Source organism: Flavobacterium plurextorum, from assembly GCF_024638035.1.
GTDB lineage: Bacteria > Bacteroidota > Bacteroidia > Flavobacteriales > Flavobacteriaceae > Flavobacterium > Flavobacterium plurextorum.
On sequence record NZ_CP100442.1, the window covers coordinates 5203597 to 5224830 of the forward strand.

The 21234-nt window shown below is 33.1% G+C and carries 18 protein-coding genes and 1 tRNA gene; 14 read left to right on the plus strand and 5 right to left on the minus strand.

Features of this window, described 5'->3' with window-relative positions; genetic code table 11:
• The first annotated feature begins 7 nt into the window (after positions 1-7).
• The 6 genes from NLG42_RS22635 to NLG42_RS22660 all read left to right on the plus strand — a co-directional run bounded on the left by NLG42_RS22635 (position 8) and on the right by NLG42_RS22660 (position 3726).
• Positions 8-538: a GNAT family N-acetyltransferase gene (locus NLG42_RS22635; RefSeq protein ID WP_257682482.1), complete on the plus strand. Its 531-nt coding sequence runs from the start codon at positions 8-10 to the stop codon at positions 536-538.
• A 41-nt stretch (positions 539-579) separates the two neighbouring features.
• Entirely contained in the window at positions 580-1110 is a 531-nt protein-coding gene (locus tag NLG42_RS22640) for a GNAT family N-acetyltransferase (protein ID WP_257682483.1), read from the plus strand.
• A 142-nt stretch (positions 1111-1252) separates the two neighbouring features.
• Positions 1253-1834, plus strand: a complete 582-nt coding sequence (locus NLG42_RS22645) for an LOG family protein (RefSeq protein WP_099719324.1) — start codon at positions 1253-1255, stop codon at positions 1832-1834.
• Positions 1835-1919: 85 nt separating this feature from the next.
• Entirely contained in the window at positions 1920-2387 is a 468-nt protein-coding gene (locus NLG42_RS22650; protein WP_257682484.1) for an SRPBCC family protein, read from the plus strand.
• A gap of 283 nt (positions 2388-2670) precedes the next feature.
• Positions 2671-3039 (plus strand): iron chaperone, encoded by a 369-nt coding sequence (locus NLG42_RS22655; RefSeq protein ID WP_099719326.1) that lies wholly within the window; start codon positions 2671-2673, stop codon positions 3037-3039.
• A gap of 6 nt (positions 3040-3045) precedes the next feature.
• A complete protein-coding gene (locus NLG42_RS22660) occupies positions 3046-3726 on the plus strand; it encodes a mutarotase (RefSeq protein WP_257682485.1) in 681 nt (226 codons plus the stop codon).
• A 6-nt stretch (positions 3727-3732) separates the two neighbouring features.
• Here NLG42_RS22660 and NLG42_RS22665 read toward each other — a convergent pair whose 3' ends face one another.
• Positions 3733-4476 carry a DUF2625 domain-containing protein gene (locus NLG42_RS22665; protein WP_199170238.1) on the minus strand — a complete coding sequence of 248 codons (744 nt, stop codon included), beginning with the start codon at positions 4474-4476 and terminating at the stop codon, positions 3733-3735.
• Positions 4477-4504: 28 nt separating this feature from the next.
• Positions 4505-6652, minus strand: coding sequence for a cation:proton antiporter (locus NLG42_RS22670; RefSeq protein ID WP_089058748.1), 2148 nt, complete (start codon positions 6650-6652; stop codon positions 4505-4507).
• A 322-nt stretch (positions 6653-6974) separates the two neighbouring features.
• On the opposite strand from NLG42_RS22670, the gene NLG42_RS22675 reads away from it, so the two are divergent.
• The 8 genes from NLG42_RS22675 to ypfJ all read left to right on the plus strand — a co-directional run bounded on the left by NLG42_RS22675 (position 6975) and on the right by ypfJ (position 18845).
• Positions 6975-8402 carry an L-serine ammonia-lyase gene (locus NLG42_RS22675; protein WP_257682486.1) on the plus strand — a complete coding sequence of 476 codons (1428 nt, stop codon included), beginning with the start codon at positions 6975-6977 and terminating at the stop codon, positions 8400-8402.
• A 109-nt stretch (positions 8403-8511) separates the two neighbouring features.
• The gene (locus NLG42_RS22680; protein ID WP_257682487.1) at positions 8512-9708 is read left to right on the plus strand and encodes an SH3 domain-containing protein; all 1197 of its coding nucleotides are present in this window, start codon (positions 8512-8514) and stop codon (positions 9706-9708) included.
• 50 nt (positions 9709-9758) lie between these two features.
• Positions 9759-10577 (plus strand): 3-methyl-2-oxobutanoate hydroxymethyltransferase, encoded by an 819-nt coding sequence (gene panB, locus NLG42_RS22685; RefSeq protein ID WP_089058745.1) that lies wholly within the window; start codon positions 9759-9761, stop codon positions 10575-10577.
• Positions 10578-10769: 192 nt separating this feature from the next.
• Entirely contained in the window at positions 10770-11459 is a 690-nt protein-coding gene (locus NLG42_RS22690; protein ID WP_089058744.1) for an RluA family pseudouridine synthase, read from the plus strand.
• A 74-nt stretch (positions 11460-11533) separates the two neighbouring features.
• Positions 11534-12862 carry an aldehyde dehydrogenase gene (locus NLG42_RS22695; RefSeq protein ID WP_257682488.1) on the plus strand — a complete coding sequence of 443 codons (1329 nt, stop codon included), beginning with the start codon at positions 11534-11536 and terminating at the stop codon, positions 12860-12862.
• A gap of 111 nt (positions 12863-12973) precedes the next feature.
• Entirely contained in the window at positions 12974-13765 is a 792-nt protein-coding gene (locus tag NLG42_RS22700) for a DUF2189 domain-containing protein (RefSeq protein WP_099719331.1), read from the plus strand.
• Between the two features lie 87 nt (positions 13766-13852).
• Positions 13853-17905, plus strand: coding sequence for a PAS domain S-box protein (locus tag NLG42_RS22705; protein ID WP_257682489.1), 4053 nt, complete (start codon positions 13853-13855; stop codon positions 17903-17905).
• An 88-nt stretch (positions 17906-17993) separates the two neighbouring features.
• The gene (gene ypfJ, locus NLG42_RS22710; protein WP_257682490.1) at positions 17994-18845 is read left to right on the plus strand and encodes a KPN_02809 family neutral zinc metallopeptidase; all 852 of its coding nucleotides are present in this window, start codon (positions 17994-17996) and stop codon (positions 18843-18845) included.
• A 384-nt stretch (positions 18846-19229) separates the two neighbouring features.
• Here ypfJ and NLG42_RS22715 read toward each other — a convergent pair.
• The 3 genes from NLG42_RS22715 to NLG42_RS22725 form a co-directional block, all read right to left on the minus strand.
• Positions 19230-19303, minus strand: a tRNA-His gene (locus NLG42_RS22715).
• A gap of 66 nt (positions 19304-19369) precedes the next feature.
• The gene (gene bshB1, locus NLG42_RS22720) at positions 19370-20086 is read right to left on the minus strand and encodes a bacillithiol biosynthesis deacetylase BshB1 (RefSeq protein WP_257682491.1); all 717 of its coding nucleotides are present in this window, start codon (positions 20084-20086) and stop codon (positions 19370-19372) included.
• Positions 20087-20166: 80 nt separating this feature from the next.
• On the minus strand, positions 20167-21231 hold the full coding sequence (locus NLG42_RS22725) for a chorismate-binding protein (protein WP_257682492.1): 1065 nt from the start codon (positions 21229-21231) through the stop codon (positions 20167-20169).
• Positions 21232-21234: the final 3 nt, after the last annotated feature.

The following is a 21234-nucleotide window of genomic DNA, read 5'->3' on the forward strand; positions in this document are numbered from 1 at the left end:
CAAAAACATGAATACCTCAAACTATATAATTCGAAATGCCGTTCCTTTAGAATTTGAAAAAATAGGACAACTATTAATTCAGGTTTATTCACAACTAGAAGGTTTTCCGAAAGAAAATGAACAGCCCAATTACTATAAAATGCTGGCCAATATTGGCGATTTTACCAACCACCCAGAAACTGAACTTCTTGTCGCTGTTGATGAAAAAAATACAATTCTAGGAGCTGTTGTTTACTTTAATGATATGCAATATTACGGCTCTGGCGGAATTGCAACTCAAGAACAAAACTCGGCAGGATTTCGTTTGTTAGGCGTTGACAATAATGCACGCGGAAAAGGAATTGGCAAACTTTTGACACAGGAATGCATAAAAAAAACTTCTGAAAACAATCGAAAACAACTAATAATTCATTCGACTCTTTCCATGAAAACAGCTTGGAAGATGTATGAAAATATTGGTTTTAAAAGATCTGAAGACCTAGATTTTATGCAGGGAGAACTAGCTGTATTTGGCTTTAGATTACCTGTTATTTCATAAAATCCTGTCTAACTTAATTAACCTCCTGAAAAAAACTAAAAATGACAACATCAAACTTCAATTTACAACCCGATATTTTAGAAAATGAACTCACAAAATTGATTCCGCTGCAGGAAAATCATTTTGAAGCATTATTTGAAGCTGCTTCTGACCCGCTGATTTGGGAGCAGAATCCTGTAAAAAACCGACACGAAAAAGAAGGTTTTAAAACTTTTTTTGAAATCATAAGTACAAAAAATCCGTTCTTAATTCTTGATAAACAAACCAATGAGATAATAGGAACTACTAGCTTTTATGATTACAATCCCGAAAAATCAAACGTTGGAATTGGCTATACTTTTATTACAAGAAAATATTGGGGAAGTTCTTACAATAGCTCAATCAAAAAATTATTGACAGATTATGCTTTTCAGCACGTCGATTCAATTCTTTTTCACGTTGGAGCAGAAAATTTCCGCTCTCAAAAAGCCGTTTTAAAACTAGGAGCAGAAAAAATAAATGATATCATATTTAACATTAATAATATAGAAGTACCGTATTTTGAATATGAATTGAAGAAAAGTAAAATGTGAAAATGTGAGATGTGAGAAGCAAGAATCAAGATGTAAGATACTTGATTAGGAAGATATCTTATGTTTAATATATTGCTTCTTTCATCTTACATTTTCACATCTTCACATCCCACATCTTCACTTTCAAAAAAAAAATAATATAATGAAAAGAATTACCGTTTTCTGTGCTTCAAGTTTTGGCACCGAAAAAATTTATGAAGAACAGGCGAATGCTTTAGGAAAAACTTTAGCCGAACAAAATATAGAATTAGTTTACGGCGGCGCAAATGTAGGCTTAATGGGTGCTGTTGCAGATGGAGCTTTAAATGCAGGCGGAAAAGTAATTGGAGTTCTTCCAAATTTTTTAAGGTCTAAAGAAATCGCTCATCATGGTTTAACCGAATTAATTTTAGTTGAAAGCATGCACGAGCGTAAAACAAAAATGAATGATTTGTGTGATGGAGTAATTGCACTTCCAGGTGGTTTTGGAACTCTAGAGGAGCTTTTCGAAATGCTGACTTGGGCACAATTAGGCCTGCATAAAAAACCAATTGCAATCTTGAACATTAATGGATTTTATGATAGTTTAATTGAACTTCTAAAAGGCATGGTCGAAAAAGGTTTGCTAAAAGATGTAAATCAGAAAATGCTTTTAGTAAGCGATAATATTGAGGATTTATTGAATAAAATGAGAAATTACGTTCCGCCAACAGTTGGTAAATGGATTGACAAAGAACAATTGTAAATTATAAACTAAATGCTTTTAAAATCAATCAATACTCGTCAATCTATTATTCGTGCACAACTCGCAGCTTATAACTTCAAAAAACATGAAAACAGAACATAACAACTTCGCAAAAGCCGAAATGCTGATTAGAAAACCTATTTCAGAAGTTTTTCAGGCTTTTATTGATCCAAAGATCACAAGTAAATTTTGGTTTACAAAAGGATCTGCCAAATTAAAAGAAAATACTGAAACCGAATGGACATGGGAAATGTATGACTTTTCACTTTTTGTAAAAACTCTTATTTTAGAAGAAAATAAAAAGATCGTTGTCGAATGGGGAAATTCTGGAGAAACAACTTTAATTGAATGGATTTTTACGCCATTGAACGAAAATGAGACTTTTGTAAGTATTACAAATTCAGGTTTTGAGGGAGATACTGATAAAATAATCGATCAAGTTCGCAATTCAACCGAAGGTTTTACGTTAGTCTTAGCAGGAGCAAAAGCGTATTTAGAGCATAATCTAGAATTGAATTTAGTTTTGGATCGTTTTCCAAAAGGATTGGCATAAAACTTTATTTAACCGCAAAGCGGACAAAGGTTTAGGCAAAACTTGCTGCAGTTTTTTTTATAAACGAAAAAAAATAACGCCCAGTCATGTCATTTCGACGAAGGAGACTCGAGCGATAGCGAACAGGCGAAGCAAACCATACTCGAAACTCGACAACAATTGGTGAATATTGGAACGGAATCTCTTTTACGATTTCTCCTTAGTCGAAATGACAGAAAATGAGAAAATATTTACGGCTTCGCAAGATTAAAAAGAAAACAACTTTAAATTAATTTCACTCCAAATGGAAACAAAGAAACCTGAGAATATCGACGAATATATTGGCGGATTTCCTAATGATGTTCAGGAAATTTTAGAGAAAGTTCGAATGACAATTCAGAAAGCAGCGCCGGATGCCAAAGAAAAAATCAGTTATTCGATGCCTGCTTTTGAGCAAAATGGAATCGTGGTTTATTTTGCAGCTTTTAAAAATCATATCGGTTTATATGCATTACCAAGCGGACATGAAAATTTTGCATCGGAACTTTCAAAATATAAATCAGGAAAAGGTTCTGTTCAGTTTCCTTTAAAAGAAAAAATACCGTACGATTTAATTGCTAAAATTGTAAAATTTAGAGTAAAAGAAAATCTTGAAAAAGCGAAAAAGAAATAAATCTAAATGAATTTAGCAGAACACTACAATCAACTTTACAAAACAGCTGCAGAAGCAATTTTAAGTGGGAAATATAATCTAGATTCTCATATTAAGGACAGTTCAGATTCCAGATTTGGAATTACACTTCTTGCTCGTCCAAGCAAAAAAGTCAATGCCGAAATTCAGCAGTTTTTAAACCATTTAAAAGCAGTTGAACCATCTCAGTATTACTATCCAAACTCTGATATTCATATTACTGTACTCTCTATTATTTCATGCTATCAAGGTTTCAATTTAGATAAGATTGCGGTTGAAGAATACATTAAAACTGTTCAGCAAAGTATAATAGATTTAGACGAAATCATCATCGAATTTCGAGGCGTTACAGCTTCAAATTCAGCAATAATGATTCAAGGTTTTCCTTCAGATGAATCTCTGACTGCTTTAAGAAATAAACTTCGAGAAAACTTCAAAAACACAGCTTTAGAGCAAAGTATCGACAGCCGATATTCTATTTCTACAGCACATTCGACGGTAATGCGTTTTACAGAAAAACTTGTAAATCCCGAAAAACTAATTGAAGTTACAGAGGAGTTTCGCGATTACAATTTTGGAATATTTAAAGTTGAAAAACTAGAATTAGTCTTTAACGATTGGTACCAAAGAGAAAAAAACACAATTCACTTGAAAAGCTTTGACGTATAAAGTTTTTTACTGCTGAAAACCAAGTTGTTTTCGCAATTCTAAATTTAAGCTGTACTGTTCTTGAATTGGAATAATTTTTCGTGTGCTTTTATTGATATCACTTCCTTCAGCTGTCCAAAGAAAAGGGTAAAAATTAAATACCTCGTCGCCTTTTAATTTCGAAACATCTTCACGCCATCCATTCCAGCGATTTCCTTCATAGAATTTATCCAAATCATTATTAAAACAAAAACCTAGAAACTCTGAATAAGTAATATCGAGCGGTTCATATTCTAAATTATCAGGTGAAAAATAATAAATCTTCCCTAAATCATTTCCTAATCCGCCGCCATTCAATAAATAAAACCCGCCAATTGCATCATCAGCAATTAATAAAAACGAAGGCGTTTCGCCAAATTCATTAAACGATTTTCCTTTATTCCAATCTGGTAATGTTCTATTAAATCTTGAATTTCCCGAGCCCAAAATTCGAATCCAGCCATTGTCGACTAAAATACCGCCAGTCATAAAAACAACCGCTCCCATAGTCGAACGCGTAGTAACTTGAGTTTTATATAAAGTTTCTTTAGCTTTTACGGGATCGACTGGTAAAATCTCGACTTTATTTTTTGCCGTTTTAATCCAATCTTCAACAACCACCCAGCCTGGATCTGCTTTATCTATAAGTTCTTCTGCTTTTTTCATTTTGTTCTGTGCACTTACCATGTAAGTAAAACCTATCATTATAATTAATAGAAAATTTCGTGTCATCTATGTGATTTATAACTTTAAAAATTGCCTAATTTTTCTTCAAAATACTTCCCAAACCACGTCCAATCTGCTCAATTGCTTCCAAACTTTTGGTTAATGGCGTTGCAGTAAAATCTTCGTAAGCGTCCATAGAACTTTCTTTTCGATCATCCTGCGGATAAACTAAAATAATATTATTGTCTCCGAAGAATTTTTCGAATTTCTGAGGAAGTCTCTCAAAAATAGATTGATACGATACAGAACCTTTTCTAGACAAATTAAAAACAATTAAGTCATTTGGTTTTATTTCGTCTGAAATCGCTTCAAAATTATCCCAATCTAAAATACTTTTAAAGCCGAATTTAGCATTTAGTTTCAAACTATTGGCTATCTGCTGAATCGTTTGATGCGTTTTATATTCCGCGTAAATTACAATTGGAATACTTAGTTCTTGCGATAATCTTGAAATTTTCTGCAATAAAAGCTGAAAACCAACACCTCTTTCTGAAAATGGCGGACAAATAAATACCAGTCTTTTATCTTCTATAAATGTTTTTTGAAAACGGCAGATGAATAGACTTTTATCAACATTATTGATAATTGAATCTACATTTTCTCCAAAAATTTTATCTAAAAATCCTGTTTTTCTCGGCCAGCCCACAATCACAATATCCGACATAATTTCTTTAGAAGTTCTTGCAATACCACTTGCAGGATTGTGATCAATTCTGGCAATCGTATTAATCTTAACCTCAGAAGCTGAACCTTGAATTACAAATTTATCAACTGCTTTTCGATACTTTAAAATATTCTTTTCGGCTTGATCATTATTAGGAACAATGGTTAAAAGCGTAACCGGATTAGCCGATTTTTTATCTTTTATTAAAAGTGCAAAATCTAATAAACTGGCTGTCGCCGAAGTTTTAGCGAGCGGAATCAAAATATGTTCATCTAATATTTGATCTTTATCTGCATCTTCCGTAGAAACTTCTTCTTCGCAAATGGCAATTTTTTTAGCTGCTTTTTCAGTGGCAAATGAAGCAACGATGCAAGTAATTAAAATCAGAATAATAGTTCCGTTCAAAATATTCTCATCAAGAATTTTAGCTTTAAAACCTACTAAAATTACGGCCAGAGTTGCGGCGGCATGCGCACTGCTTAATCCAAAAATAAGCTGTCTCTCAGTCTTTGTATATTTAAAAACAATTTGAGTAAAAAAGGCGGCAATCCATTTTCCAAAAATTGCCACAACACTCAAAGTTGCTGCAACAATTAAAGCTGTTGGCCCGCTTAAAATCACACTTATATCAACAAGCATTCCCACAGAAATCAAGAAAAACGGAATAAATAATGAGTTTCCTATAAATTCAATTCTATTCATTAAAGCGGACGAATGCGGAATTAAAGGATTCAATGCCAAACCAGCAACGAAAGCACCAATAATAGGCTCTACTCCTGCTACTTCTGCCAAAAATGCCGCAAAGAAAACTACTGAGAGTACAAAAATATAATGGGCGTGTTTTTCACTTTCTAATTTTTTGAAAAACCATTTCGCAATTCTCGGAATCACTAAAAACATAATAGCTGAAAAAATGGCCAGCGAAACTCCAAGTTTTATCCAAAAAGCTTGATTTAAACTTCCTTGAGCGCTTCCCATAATTACCGCAAGAATAATTAAAACGGCAGTATCTGTTAAAATCGTTCCTCCAACTGTTATGGCAACTGCTTGATTTTTTGCAATGCCCAGCTTACTTACAATAGGATATGCAACCAAAGTGTGTGTTGCAAACATACTCGCTGTTAAAAAACTCGCATTAAAATCATATTTTAAAAGGTAAAAGCAAACAGGAAAACCGACTGAAAGCGGCAGAATAAAAGTAAAAAAACCAAATAATAAACTCTTATTACGATTGGCTTTAAACTCGTTCATATCCAATTCTAAACCCGCAATAAACATAATGTATAAAAGTCCTATGGTCGAAAACAAATCAATTGCTGAATTCTTTGCAAGTATATTAAGTCCGTGCGGCCCAATGATTACTCCCGAAATGATAAGACCTATGATACCCGGAATATTTATTTTTTTTAGTAAAATGGGAGACAACAGAATAATAAAAAGTATCAACGAAAAAATCAATACTGGGTTACTGAGCGGTAATTCGAATTCTTGTAAAAAATGCTTGAAAAATTCTATCATATTGTAATTTTAATCTTCATTGTGGTATTTTAATTTTTTTGTAAAAGGAGTCTTTTAAATTAGAATAATTTTACCTGAAGTTATGCTTAATTTTATTTTTTTGAAACTGAAAACATATTGTTTTTACACCTGCAGCTATTACAAAAATACCTAAAAAAAATTACTAAACTCTTTAATAAAGTCTTATATTAACTAATTAAATTTAGTTCCTTGTCAAATTATTAAAATTTAATATCTTTTTTAACAAAATCGCAAGATTTCTAATTGAAAGTAAAACTTCATTGCATTATTCAATTATCTTTGTCATAACAAAAATTGAACAATGGAAGAATGTATCTCTGTTTTTGATATGCTTAAAATTGGTGTCGGCCCTTCGAGCTCACACACTTTGGGGCCTTGGAGAGCCGCCGAACGCTTCTTAGAAGAGTTAAAAAATGAATCGCTTTTAGATCAAGTTACTCGAGTAAAAGTCGATTTGTATGGATCACTTTCTTTAACTGGTAAAGGACACGCTACTGATTTGTCAGTAATGCTGGGCTTAAGCGGTCAAGATCCTGAATATATTCCAGTAGAAAACATTGCTGGAATTATAAAAAACATTGAAGATACAAACGAGATAATTCTCGCAGATCAATATAAAGTTCCTTTTTATTTTCTTCAAGATATTGTCTTCAATAAAGAGTTCCTTCCTTTTCATGCAAATGGACTGAAATTTACGGCTTATAAAGCTGACAATTCTGAGTACGAATCTACCTTTTACTCTATTGGCGGTGGTTTTGTTGTGAAAGAAGAACGCGAAAATGCCAAAATTAATGAAGTTATAAAATGTGCTTTTCCGTTTCCAATTCAAAATGCTGTTGAGCTTCTAAACTATACCGTTACGGAGCAAAAATCAATTTCGGAAATTGTTTACGAAAACGAAAAATCGATGCGTTCTGAAGAGGAAATTCACTCTGAACTTATGCGTATTTGGAATACTATGCTTGAATGCATGTATATAGGCTGTCATACGGGAGGAATTCTTCCCGGCGGATTACATGTACGCAGAAGAGCTTTTGATATGCACCAAAATTTAATTGGTTTATCCAACTATAACGATCCGCAATCGTGGCTTGAAGAAATAAGAAAAACGGAAGTGAAATTTCGTCAAATCTTAAAATGGGTAAGCTGTTTTGCACTTGCTGTAAATGAAGTAAATGCGTCGTTAGGACGTGTTGTTACAGCTCCAACTAATGGAAGCGCCGGTGTAATTCCAGCTGTTTTAATGTACTACTTAGTAATTGAAAACCACAAAGCCGGTGAAAAAGAAATAAAGCAGTTCTTGATGGTTGCTGGAGAAATTGGAAGTATTTTCAAAAAAGGCTCAACTATTTCTGCTGCAATGGGCGGTTGTCAAGCCGAAATTGGCGTTTCGTCATCAATGGCAGCAGCAGCACTATGCGAATTAATGGGCGGAACTCCTGCTCAAGTTTTAATGGCTGCTGAAATCGCAATGGAACATCATTTAGGTTTAACCTGTGATCCTATTGGCGGATTAGTTCAAATTCCATGTATTGAAAGAAATACAATGGGCGCCATAAAAGCTATAAATGCAGCCGAATTAGCACTTGAAACTGATTCTAAAAATGCAAAAGTACCTCTTGACAAAGTTATTAATACTATGTGGCAGACGGCAAAAGATATGAATTCAAAATATAAAGAAACCTCTGAAGGAGGATTGGCTGTTGCCGTAAATATGGCTGATTGTTAAAATTTATAAAGTCTGCCACCAATTTCACCAATTTACACTAATTTCTATCCTTCTTGGTTAAAAACTATTCGTGTAAATTGGTGAAATTCGTGACGAACAAAAAAACTTCATGAAAAACCTCAACTTCATAATTGCCCTATTCTACTCTGTTTTACTGCATTCGCAGCAGCGCTATTTTCTTAACTCAGATACAAGACTTTATACTACAACAAATACTGCTGCTGAATTTTTAGGTTATTTTAAATATGGTGCCGAAGTTCGATTATTATCAGAAAATAAAAATGGCTGGTATAAAGTACAAGCCGATAATTTTAACGAAGGTTATGTTCCTGATAAGTTCGTAGCAAAAAGTTTAAATGCTAGAGATGTTAAGATTAAAGATAATGAAAACCCAATTCTAGAAGGCGGCGACGCTTATTATGGCGGTAATCATTTATTTGTTTTAGCCGCAGGTTTAAAAGCAAGAGCTTTACCTGATAAAAATTCAAAAATTAGAGAAATTTTATTTACTGGTGATGCGGTGCCTGTAAACTATCTTCCTAAAAGTTCCGAAGAATGGGTAAATATTAATGGTAATTTTGATGAAGAGTATACAAAATTCACTTTAAGAAAATTTCTTGGTGCAAGACCAAACTTCGACACTTTATTGAAAGATTTCGATAAGCTTGATGTTAATGCTGTAACCGAACGAAAAACGATAAGCGAACGAATTGTTGAATTAGCTTGGAATAGTGAATATGACAAATTAACGCCGGCATATCAACGATACTATGAAGTTGTTAAACAGCTAAATGATCCAAAATTAATCACTGATACTGAATTAAATATAGCTCTCGCAAAAGGTTTAACCAAACATAAGCTGCCGGAACAAATTACTGCATTTGTCAAAAAAGCCGAATTTTCGTTAAAAGGAGTCAAAACAAAATCGCTTTACTTAACTCAAAAAGAGCTGGTAAAAACATTTGGAGAGCCCGCTAAAAAAGCAAGTGTTGGCGACGAATGCGGTATTTATTTAAGCGATTTATTTTATTATTACCCCGATTTACAATCATCTGTAGACGAAAAACAAAATCAAGCCGAAATCGTTAAGGTGTTTATCAATGAAAACAACAAATTTATTATAAACGCAAATTCGGTTTTAGACCACAGCGTGTCTGAAAAAGCTTTCATTGAAAAATATGGAACTTATATTGAAGCTTCGTTAAAATCGCCTCATATCTATTCTATACTAATGGAAGACAGTCAATTTAGAATAGAATTTAAAGAAGGTAAATTATACAGCATCGAAATATTCTTTTATTGCTGATTCTCAATTTACAATTATTCAATACTTTTACAACATCAAAAAAAAATAAAATGTCAGTAGCAAAAAAAGATTATAAAAGAATCACAACAAAGTCATTAATAGAAATGAAAAGCAACGGAGAAAAAATCTCTATGCTTACTGCTTATGATTATACAATGGCTAAAATTGTTGATACCGCAGGAGTCGATGTGATTTTAGTGGGTGATTCTGCATCAAACGTTATGGCAGGTCACGAAACGACTTTGCCAATTACTTTAGACCAAATGATCTATCATGCTTCGTCTGTAGTTCGTGCTGTTGAAAGAGCTTTGGTTGTAGTAGATTTACCTTTTGGAAGCTACCAGTCTGACCCAAAAGAAGCTTTACGTTCTTCTATCAGAATCATGAAAGAAAGCGGCGGACACGCAGTAAAACTTGAAGGCGGAAAAGAAATTAAAGAATCAATTAAAAAAATACTAAACGCAGGTATTCCGGTTATGGGACATTTGGGTTTAACTCCGCAGTCAATTTATAAATTTGGAACTTACAGCGTTCGCGCAAAAGAAGATGCTGAAGCAGAAAAATTAATTGAAGATGCCAAAATGCTGGAGAGAATTGGTTGTTTTGGAGTTGTTCTGGAAAAAATCCCTGCCGATTTAGCTAAAAAAGTAGCCGAAAGTATTTCAATTCCAGTTATAGGAATTGGTGCCGGAGGAGGCGTTGACGGACAGGTTTTAGTTATTCATGATATGTTAGGAATGAACAACGAATTTAGCCCGCGCTTTTTACGTCGTTACTTAAACTTATACGAAGAAATGACAAAAGCTATCGGTCAATATGCAGCTGATGTTAAGTCTAGTGATTTCCCTAATTCTAATGAACAATATTAATTTTTTTTGAGAAGCTAAGGTACTTAGATTCTAAGATTTCTTTTTTAAAAGCAAAGACTCAAAGAATCAAAGGTTCAAAGTTTTTTTTAAAATTAAAAATCAATTGCCTCCAGCTTTAGCTGGAGGTATATTTTTTAAGCTCATTTATTGGGCTTTAGCCAAACTTTTTCAATTCAAAATTTCAGGTTACAAATGAAAATTATTTCCAACAAAAACAATCTCCAAGTTCTTCACGAAGACAATCACATTATTGTGGTTAATAAGCGCGTAGGCGATATTGTTCAAGGTGATAAAACCGGCGATAAACCATTATCTGATATTGTAAAAGAATACATAAAAGACAAATACAATAAACCTGGGGATGTTTTTTTGGGTGTGATTCATCGTTTAGATCGTCCCACAACTGGTATTGTTGTTTTTGCGAGAACTAGTAAAGCATTGTCACGAATGAACGAATTGTTTAGTAATCGTGAAACTCAAAAAACGTATTGGGCAGTTGTAAAGAATAAACCTCAAGAAGCATCTGCTAAATTGGTTCATTATTTAAAAAGAAACGAAAAGAATAACACTTCAAAAGCACATTTAAAAGAAGTTCCAGACAGCAAACTAGCTAGTTTAGATTATAAAATAATCAAAGAACTTCAAAATTACACTGCACTGGAAATTAATCTTCATACGGGACGTCATCATCAAATTCGTGCTCAATTAGCAGCAATTGGATCTCCCATAAAAGGAGATTTGAAATACGGTTTTGACCGAAGTAATCCTGACGGAGGTATTCATCTTCATGCTAGAAAATTGGTTTTTATTCATCCTGTATCAAAAGAAAACATAACTATCATAGCGCCAACACCTGATGAAACGGTTTGGAATGCCATTTGATTTTTATGATATAATTGTTAATTTTTTAAATTTTATCGATTAACTTGCATAGAGAAAAACAAGCTGATCATAAAATGGACTATAAAAACGACATCGGGTACAGAAAAGAAACGCTCAAAAAGTTATTGTATAACATTCAAAAAAGCGAAGATTTAATTGTACAAGCTTTGTATGATGACTTTAAAAAGCCTGAATTTGAAGCTGTTCTGACTGAAACAAATTATGTCATTTCAGAATTAAAAGATACGATCAAAAACATTAGTGCTTGGGCAGAACCAAAACGAGTTTTTCCTTCTCTGCTTAATTTTCCATCTACAGATTACATTTACAAAGAACCTTACGGAAATGTATTGGTTATTGCTCCGTGGAATTATCCCTTTCAATTAGCTTTATGTCCGCTTATTGCAGCTGTTGCAGCAGGAAACAGAGTTGTTTTAAAACCCTCAGAACTTACTCCGCATACTTCTGCAATAATTACAAAACTTATTGAAAAAACTTTTCATATTAACCATGTCGAAGTTTTTGAGGGCGGCATAGAAGTTTCGAATAAATTACTAGCCAAACGCTGGGATTATATTTTCTTTACCGGCAGTGTTACTGTTGGAAAAGTTATTGCCAAGGCTGCAGCCGAAAATCTCACTCCCGTAACTCTTGAACTAGGCGGAAAAAACCCTTGCATAATTGATGAAACTGCCAATCTAAAACTTGCAGCAAAGCGAATTGTATGGGGAAAATTTATTAATGCAGGACAAACTTGCATTGCACCAGATTATATTTTGATTCAAAAAAATATGAAAGTAAACTTTATTACTTTCTTAATGGAAGAAATCATAAAAGCTTACGGTAAAAAAATGGACAAATCTCCAGATTTTGCTCGTATAATTAATACAAAAAACTGGGTACGTTTAGATCAGATGATTGAACGTGACAAAGTCATTTTTGGAGGCGAAACAAATGCAGACAAACTTTACATATCTCCTACTCTAATTGAAGAACCAAGTTTAGACAGTCCAGTAATGAGCGAAGAAATTTTTGGCCCAATTTTACCAATTCTTGTTTACGAGACTGAAGACGACATTCATAACGTAATCAGCCGTTACGAAAAACCTCTTGCGTTTTATGTTTTTAGCGACGATAAATCTTTTGCAAAAAAAATGATCACAAGCTATTCTTTTGGAGGCGGATGTATCAACGATACCGTAATTCATTTTTCGAACAAAAGACTTCCTTTTGGCGGTGTCGGACACAGTGGCATCGGAGCTTATCATGGTCAAATGAGCTTTGATACTTTTTCTCATCATAAAGCAATTGTAAAAAAAGCAAACTGGCTTGATTTACCTATGCGTTACGCTCCTTACAAAGACAAACTAGCTTCAATAAAAAGGGTATTAAGCTGGATTTAAGAGGCAAAAACAATTCTAGGAATTTTAGACGAAATTGATTAAATATATTATATTTACCATTAACTATCATGGTACCAAACACAAAATATATTTAACAATTTTACTATTAAAATGAAATCTACACTTGACCAAATTGAAGACATCAAAAAAAATGGCTATTCAATAGATTTTTCAACTATTTTCAACTACGCCCTAGAAAATTTCAAGAAAATAGCATTGTATTCCGGACTTATAATTCTCGTATTTTCAGTCGTAGTCGTAATTGTAATTATGGGATTGGCTGTAACCTTTTACGGCGTTAAAAGCCTGTCTGAGAATTTTCTAGAAAATTTTCAAATTCAAAACTTAAGCTACATTCAACAATTAATAACTGCAGTTTCACTTGCGGCGGTTACCGCTGTATTTGCTCCTCTAGGCGCAGGATTTTTAAAAATGGCAGACTGTGCAGATAAAGATCAAGAATTTAATGTTTCAACAATTTTCACTTATTATAGAGCTCCTTATTTCCTTCAATTGTTTGCAGTTGCTTTTATTATAGGACTTGTTACTAATGGAATTTCTTACTCGACAGAAAGTTTAGGCTTAGGATATTTAGGAACAGGAGTATCTTTATTCATCAATTTCTTCACATTTTTTACAATTCCTCTGATCATTTTTGGAGATTTAAAAGCCATAGATGCGATCAAATCAAGTATAATTCTGGTAAGTAAAAACCCTGTTATAATATTCTGCTTATTTATAATTGGATTTCTTGGATCATTAGTAGGTCTTGTAGCTTGTTGTGTTGGTGTGATTTTTACAGCTGTTTTCAATACATCGATCACATATGCTACTTATTTTTCGATTTTTAGCGAAGAAGAAGAACCAGATTCTATTGATTCTATTGGACAATCAGATTTCTAATAAAAAATTCAAAAATAAAAAGAGTTCAAGCAAGTCTTTTTAGAGTTTTTTTTATGCTGTTTACGAAAACTAACTCTCTCAAAATCTATGACAGAAAGCTATAGTTTTTTCAATTCATTGACTTCAGGAATTACCGCTTTTGGTAATTCTCTGAAATCAATTATGACAAAATCATACGCTCTCAGTCCAGATATTATATTTTTCAATAGTCCAAAACTTATTATACTAGGACTTTCATTGGCCGCTTTTTTGGCTTTATTAATTTACCAGTTTTTTAAAATTAAAACTAAAATTGGGTATTTTATTGAAAAAACAAAAGAAGCCGAAACTGCTAAAAAGGAGTACCAGCTTTACATTTTATTTTTTGGAATTGCGGTTATTGTAATTGAGATCATAAATGAGATCTTCAAAATTCGTCCAAAAAGCTTATTAGTAACAAATGTTTCGATTGGATTCTTTGTTCTCTTCGTTTATCTGCTGGTAGACAAAATAAAATGGCTGCGTGACAAAATTCAAAACATATTTATTACTTGTTTTTTTATATACATAAGCTATGTATGTTATAATATCGTCCACCTCAGCAACGATGTTGTTCCTGTTATTGTTTTTTTAATCTCATTTTTCTTCTCGTATAATATTTTAAAACCAATAAAAATATATTGGTTTTTTGTGGGTCTTACGTTCATATTTCTTCTTTCTACCGTTTTATTTCATTTAATTCCAATAAAATCTTCTGTTTTATTAATTAATTTTTGCATCCTGATTTTCATTGTTAATCATGTAAAATATGCCGTTTTATCAAACAATGATGATAACTATAGATTTGCAGATGAAATTGTTCAAAAAGGAAGTTCACTAACAATTGCAACAAACCAAAAAGGCAAAATACTATTTTGCAGCGAAACCATTTCTTCTATTTTAGGATATCAGCCGGAAGAAGTTATTGGCTTAAACTTTTGGCACTTTGCAAAAGAAAATGAGCATCCTGAAAAAGAACCAACACTTGGTCGTGAAGAAAACAAAACTTATACATGGAAGCTGAGAAGTAAAAACGGCGAATACAAACACATTCAATGGAAAGATAAAAAATTTACTGAAGATTTAATTATAAGCATCGGACAGGACGTTACAGAACAATTTAATGTACAAGACCAATACAAAAACTTAATCCAAACAGCGAGAGATATCATTTTTGAAATTGATGCCGATGGTAATTTTACATTCATAAATGAATTTGCTTACACACTTCTAGGCTACACAGAAAACGAAATATTAAAACATCATTATTCCAATTTTATTCACGAAAGTTATTCTATTGGCGCTGTAGATTTTTATGAAAATATTGTCGTCAACGAAAACAAATTCCCAACAATCGAGATTCCTATTTTAAAGAAAAACGGACAAGAAATATGGATTTCTCAAAACATCATTATCCGCAAAAATGATTTAGGTCAAACTACTGGTTATGCCGGAATTGCAAGAGATATTACTGAAACGAAAAATGCTGAAAACGAGAAAAAAAGACGTCTCGAAAAAATTGAAGCATATAATAACTCAACAAAAAAACTATCAACTGCTGACTTTAGTAAATATGATAATTTAAATGCAGTTCTTGATTACATTATCAAAGAAGCATCAATCGTAAGTAAATCAAATAGAGTAAGTTTTTGGAGATACCGAAAAGACTTAATTACTTGCAAAAACTTATTCAGCAGTGACAATCAAAGTCCAAGTGATAAGAATATTTTAGATCAGGAATCTTATCCGATCTATTTTGAAACACTCAAAAATAAAATTGTCATAAATGCTCCAGATGTTTTTAACAAATTAGAAACGTCAGAATTTCAGCGATTATACTTTACAAAAAACCACATAAAATCAATGCTGGACGTTCCGATTTTCTTGAACGGAAAACTGGTTGGTGTAGTCTGTTTTGAAAGCACAGAGGAAAAAAGAGATTGGGACAATGAAGACATTAACTACGCCAAAACCATTTCGGATGTAATTTCACTTGCAATTTCATCACAAATGCGATTAGAAGCAGAACGCAGACTGGAATTTAAAAGTCAATTGCTCTCTGCACTTTCACTTTGTACCGAGAAGTTTTTACTTAGCAAATCGACCGAAGAAATGTTTCAAGAAACTTATGATCTAATAGGAAAAGCCTCAAAAGCAGATCATATGTTTTATTATGAAAAAGATTTTTCGACAAATACTTTTACTCAAAAATACAAATGGTCAAGAAACGGTGTCGAACACCAAATAACAGCATTAAGACAATTAACAGAAGACAATCTTAAAGAAATTCATAAGGCCGTACTTAACAAAAGTATTTTAAAAACATACACGCGCAAACTCAAAAAAACCTTTTTCAAACAGCTTTTACTCGATAATCAAATAAAATCGATTCTGGTTCTGCCATTATATATTAATGATGTTTTTACAGGATTTATAGGCTTTGATGATTGCACTACTGAACGAAAATGGTCTGAAGAGGAAATTTACATCTTTCAGGTTTTAGCCAATAATATTTCTTCGGCTCTCGAGCGAAACCAAAATGAGGCTAAAATTCTAGAAAGTGAAGAGAAGTTTAAATTAATTGCGAACAATATTCCAGGAACAGTTTACTTGTCAAAATTTGACGCGATATCTACCAAAATTTTTCTAAGCGACGAAATAAAAAATTTAACAGGATATTCTAAAACCGAATTTATAGAAAACAACTTATCCTTTTTATCCCTTATTCATCAAAATGATCGCGAAAAAGTAATTAAGAATCAAATCCACAATCTTCAAAACGGAATTCCACTTCATAATGTTTACCGAATTAAAAGAAAAACCGGCGAATATATTTGGATCGAAGAGTTTGGTGATGTAATAAAAAAAGGAGACGAAATTGAATTTGTAGGCGGTATTTATTTTGACATCACGAATAAAAAAGTCACTGAAGATGCCATAAAAGCAAAACAATTGGCTGAAGCTGCAAACAAGTCAAAATCAGATTTTCTTGCTAATATATCACATGAAATCAGAACACCGCTAAATGGTATAATTGGTTTTACACATTTATTGATGCAAACTGAACTCGAAGGAATTCAGGAAAAATACACCACAACTATCAATCAATCTGCCCATTCCTTATTAGAAATCATAAATGACATATTAGATTTTTCTAAAATTGAAGCTGGAAAACTTGAGCTCTTTATCGATTTATACGACATTAAAAAAGTACTGGGACAAGTTTTTGATCTAATTATTTTTGAATCTAATCAGAAGAAACTTCAGCTGGAATTAAATATTGATCAAGAAGTTCCTAAATACATTTGGACAGATATTGTCCGATTAAAACAAATATTAATTAATCTGCTTTCAAACGCGGTAAAATTCACCAATGAAGGCTCTATCAGACTAAATGTTTCTGTTGTTAAAAAAGCGAAGAACAACAATTGCATTATTCGTTTCTCTGTTATAGATACTGGAATTGGAATTCTTGAAAAAAATCAGAAAAAAATATTCAAAGCTTTTTCACAAGCAGACAGCTCTACAACTAGAAAATTTGGAGGAACTGGACTGGGATTAACGATATCTAATCAACTATTAGCTTTGATGGACAGCCGACTGCAGCTGGAAAGCAAAATTGGCGAAGGAAGTAATTTTTTCTTCGATTTAAATTTAAAAACCAGAAACCAGAGCGGGACAGAAAAAAACAATATTGAACTTAAAACTTTAAATTCAGAATACGATCAAATTAACAATAGTCCAAACAATGAGAAAATTAAATTTTTAATCGTTGAGGATAACAAAGTTAATATGCTGCTGCTAAAAACCATAATTTCAAATTTATACAGCAATTCTCTTATTTACGAATGTGAAAATGGCTACGAAGCTGTAAAACAATTTGAAAGTATAAATCTGACAATTGTTTTTATGGATATTCAAATGCCAATTATGAATGGATACGAAACCACCAAAGCCATAAGAAGCACTGTAACAGGAGAACACACGCCAATAATTGCCGTAACTGCAGGCGCCGAAAAGGAAGAACGTAATAAATGTATAACAGCAGGAATGAACGATTATATCTCAAAGCCTATTATGAAAGGTATTGTAGAAGAAATTTTGGCAAAATGGCTGAAATAAAAAAAGTAAATCATATCTAACATCATGTAATTCCTAAAAAATATATAAATTCGTATAACAAACATAACTTTTTAAAAAACAGCAAAGTATGAAATGGAAAGGAAGCAGAGAAAGTGATAACGTTGAAGACAGAAGATCAATTTCTGGCGGAAAGGTAGCCGTTGGCGGTGGAATTATCGGTATCATTATTTTGTTAGTGAATGTTTTTGGCGGTGAAAATGCGCAGTTTATCACTCCAGTTTTAGAACAAATGCAAGGCGGACAGCAGACACAAACGGAAGCAGCTGCTCCATTAAGCAAGGAAGATGAAGAAATGGGACATTTTGTTAGATCTGTCTTGGCCAAAACTGAAGATACCTGGGGCAAAATATTTGCCGAAAATGGCATGACCTATAAAAACCCAAAATTAGTGCTTTTTAAAGGTTCTGTAAATACTGCTTGCGGTGGAGCTTCATCAGCATCGGGGCCATTTTATTGTCCGGGCGATCAAAAAGTATACATGGATTTAGGCTTCTTTGAAGAACTAAAATCTAAATTTGGTGCTGAGGGTGGTGATTTTGCCATTGCGTACGTTATAGCGCATGAAATTGGCCATCACGTACAAACATTACTAGGAACCTCTGAAAAAATGCATCAAGCACAAGAAGGTAAAAGCCAAGCCGAAGCCAATAAGCTTTCAGTAGCCTTAGAACTACAAGCTGATTTTTATGCCGGAGTATGGGCACATGACAACCAAGAAACGCTGGATGAAGGAGATATTGAAGAAGCGTTGAGTGCAGCTAATGCTGTTGGAGATGATGCAATACAGAGCAAAATGCAAGGTCAAGTAGTTCCTGATTCATTTACACACGGTACATCAGAACAAAGAATGTACTGGTTTAAGAAAGGTTTTAGAACCGGCGATATTAAGCAGGGAAATACATTTGCCGAAATTCGATAATACACCAACCAAATATAATAACCAACCAAAAAGCATGATGTAATTATCATGCTTTTTTTATTCAAACCATATAAGAGCGATATAAGTTCATTTTAGATTCTAGCCTATTTCAATAAATCAAATAGGTCATATTAGAAAACATAGCAAGCAGTTGAAACCGTAGGAACGCAAAGTATATCACAACATATATTCTTGTGCGTGTCCCGAGCGTCTCCATGGTTGAAACTGCAACCACTATTCGAATATTAGCTTTTTTATTTAAGCTTTTGCTTTTTAACCTTAGCAATATTCCGCTTTGATTTAAAATGAACTTATATCACTTATAGGTTAAAAAAAATTAAACGCACAAAAAAAGCCTTGAATTTCTTCAAGGCTTTAAATCTGGGTGGCTGACCGGGTTCGAACCGGCGACCCGCGGCACCACAAACCGCTACTCTAACCAGCTGAGCTACAACCACCATTTTTGCTTAGCGAGTGCAAATATAGAACAAAGGTTGAGTTCTACAAAGAAAAAAATGAAAAATTTACAATAAATTTTCTAAGCTATTGACTGCCAAATACCTTTCAACAGTAAAACCTTCGGCAAAATCCTTACCAACTAGACGTCCTAAGTCCTGCGCACGATATTTTACACTTTCTAAAAAGTTTTTACTTGTAATTGGCGTAGCAGGTTCATTTGAATTTGGATCATAAAATTGCGTTTTATAAGCCAAAATTGATTCAATCTTCTTTTCTTCAAAGCCAGTAATATCAACTACAAAGTCTGGTTCAATATTTTTCCATTGAATATAATGATAAACTACTTTTGGTCTCCAAGCTTCTTGCTGCTCTCCATCTATAGAAGTTTCTATTTTCACCAATCCTGATAAAAAACAAGCATCAGAAACTAATTTACTTCCTTTTCCATGATCGATATGACGGTCATCAACAGCGTTGCATAAAACAATTTCAGGTTTGTACTTACGAATCATTTTAATGACTTCTAATTGATGTTTTTCATCATTTACAAAAAAGCCGTCACGAAGTCCTAAGTTTTCACGAACAAGTACTCCTAAAATCTTTGCCGCAGCCTTTGCTTCCTCATCTCTAGTTTCGGCAGTTCCGCGCGTTCCTAACTCGCCGCGTGTTAAATCAACAACACCAACTTTTTTACCTAGAGAAACTTCTTTTAAAATTGTCCCTGCACAACCCAATTCTACATCGTCAGGATGCGCGCCAAAGGCTAATATGTCTAATTTCATTTTTTTTGTTTCAAGTTTCAAGTTTCAGGTTTCAAGTTGTCAACAGAACTTGAAACCTGAAACTTGAAACAATTTATAAACTATTTTTTTAAAACTCTTTTCATCGTCATTGATTTATTGACGCTTTCCTCCCATTCTTTTTCTGGAATACTTTCTTTGGTAATACCACATCCCATATACAAAATGGCTTTATTTTCCTGAATCTGCATACATCGTAAATTTACAAATAAATCAGAACTCACATTATTCCCAGTAAAACTACTATTAAGCTCTCCGAGAAATCCGCTGTAAAAAGTACGATCGTAATTTTCATTTTCAGTAATAAAAGCTTTTGCTTTTTTCTTCGGTAAGCCACAAACTGCAGGCGTTGGATGAAGTGTATCAATAACTTCTTCTAAAGTCGACTTATCCTTTAAAACTCCCGAAATATCTGTTCTAATATGCCATATTGATCCAGCTTTTAAACTATATGGCTCCGAAACCACAACCGAAGCCGTAAATTCTCTAAGCCTTTTTACAATAAAATCAGTCACAAATTGCTGTTCCTCTTTTTCTTTTTGCTGCCAGACAATTTCAGTTTGCAAATCATCTTTCTGCGTTCCCGCCAATGCCATTGTTTCAAAAACATTTTCATTTGCTTTTAGCAGTTTTTCCGGCGTCGCTCCCATCCAAAGTCCTACTTTCGGATGAAAAAAACAATAACAAAAAGTCGCTGGATATAATTGAACCAAATGCTGAAAAGTTGCAACAAAATCAAATTCAACCAAAGGCACTTCTTCACTTCGTGATAAAACAACCTTTTTAAATTCTTCATTTTTGATGGCTTCGATTCCTTGTGCAACCAAATATTCGTATTGAAACTTAGCTTCAGAATCAAAATTCAAATCATCATTTTCGATTGATTCAAATGAAGTTAACTCTTTTTCGGCAGTAATAATTTCCGATTCATTTTCAGGAATCAGAATCAGTTGTTTTTCATCAAAAGAAGCAAACACAAACCCTTTCTCACTATAATCTGAAACGGTATATAACGTATTATTTTGCTGTAAAATCCCAATCAGATTTGTAGTATTGGGTTTAGAATAAAGTACAAAAGGTAAATTCAGTTCTTTATGCTTTTTAATTTTCAAGAAAAATGGATTCATAAT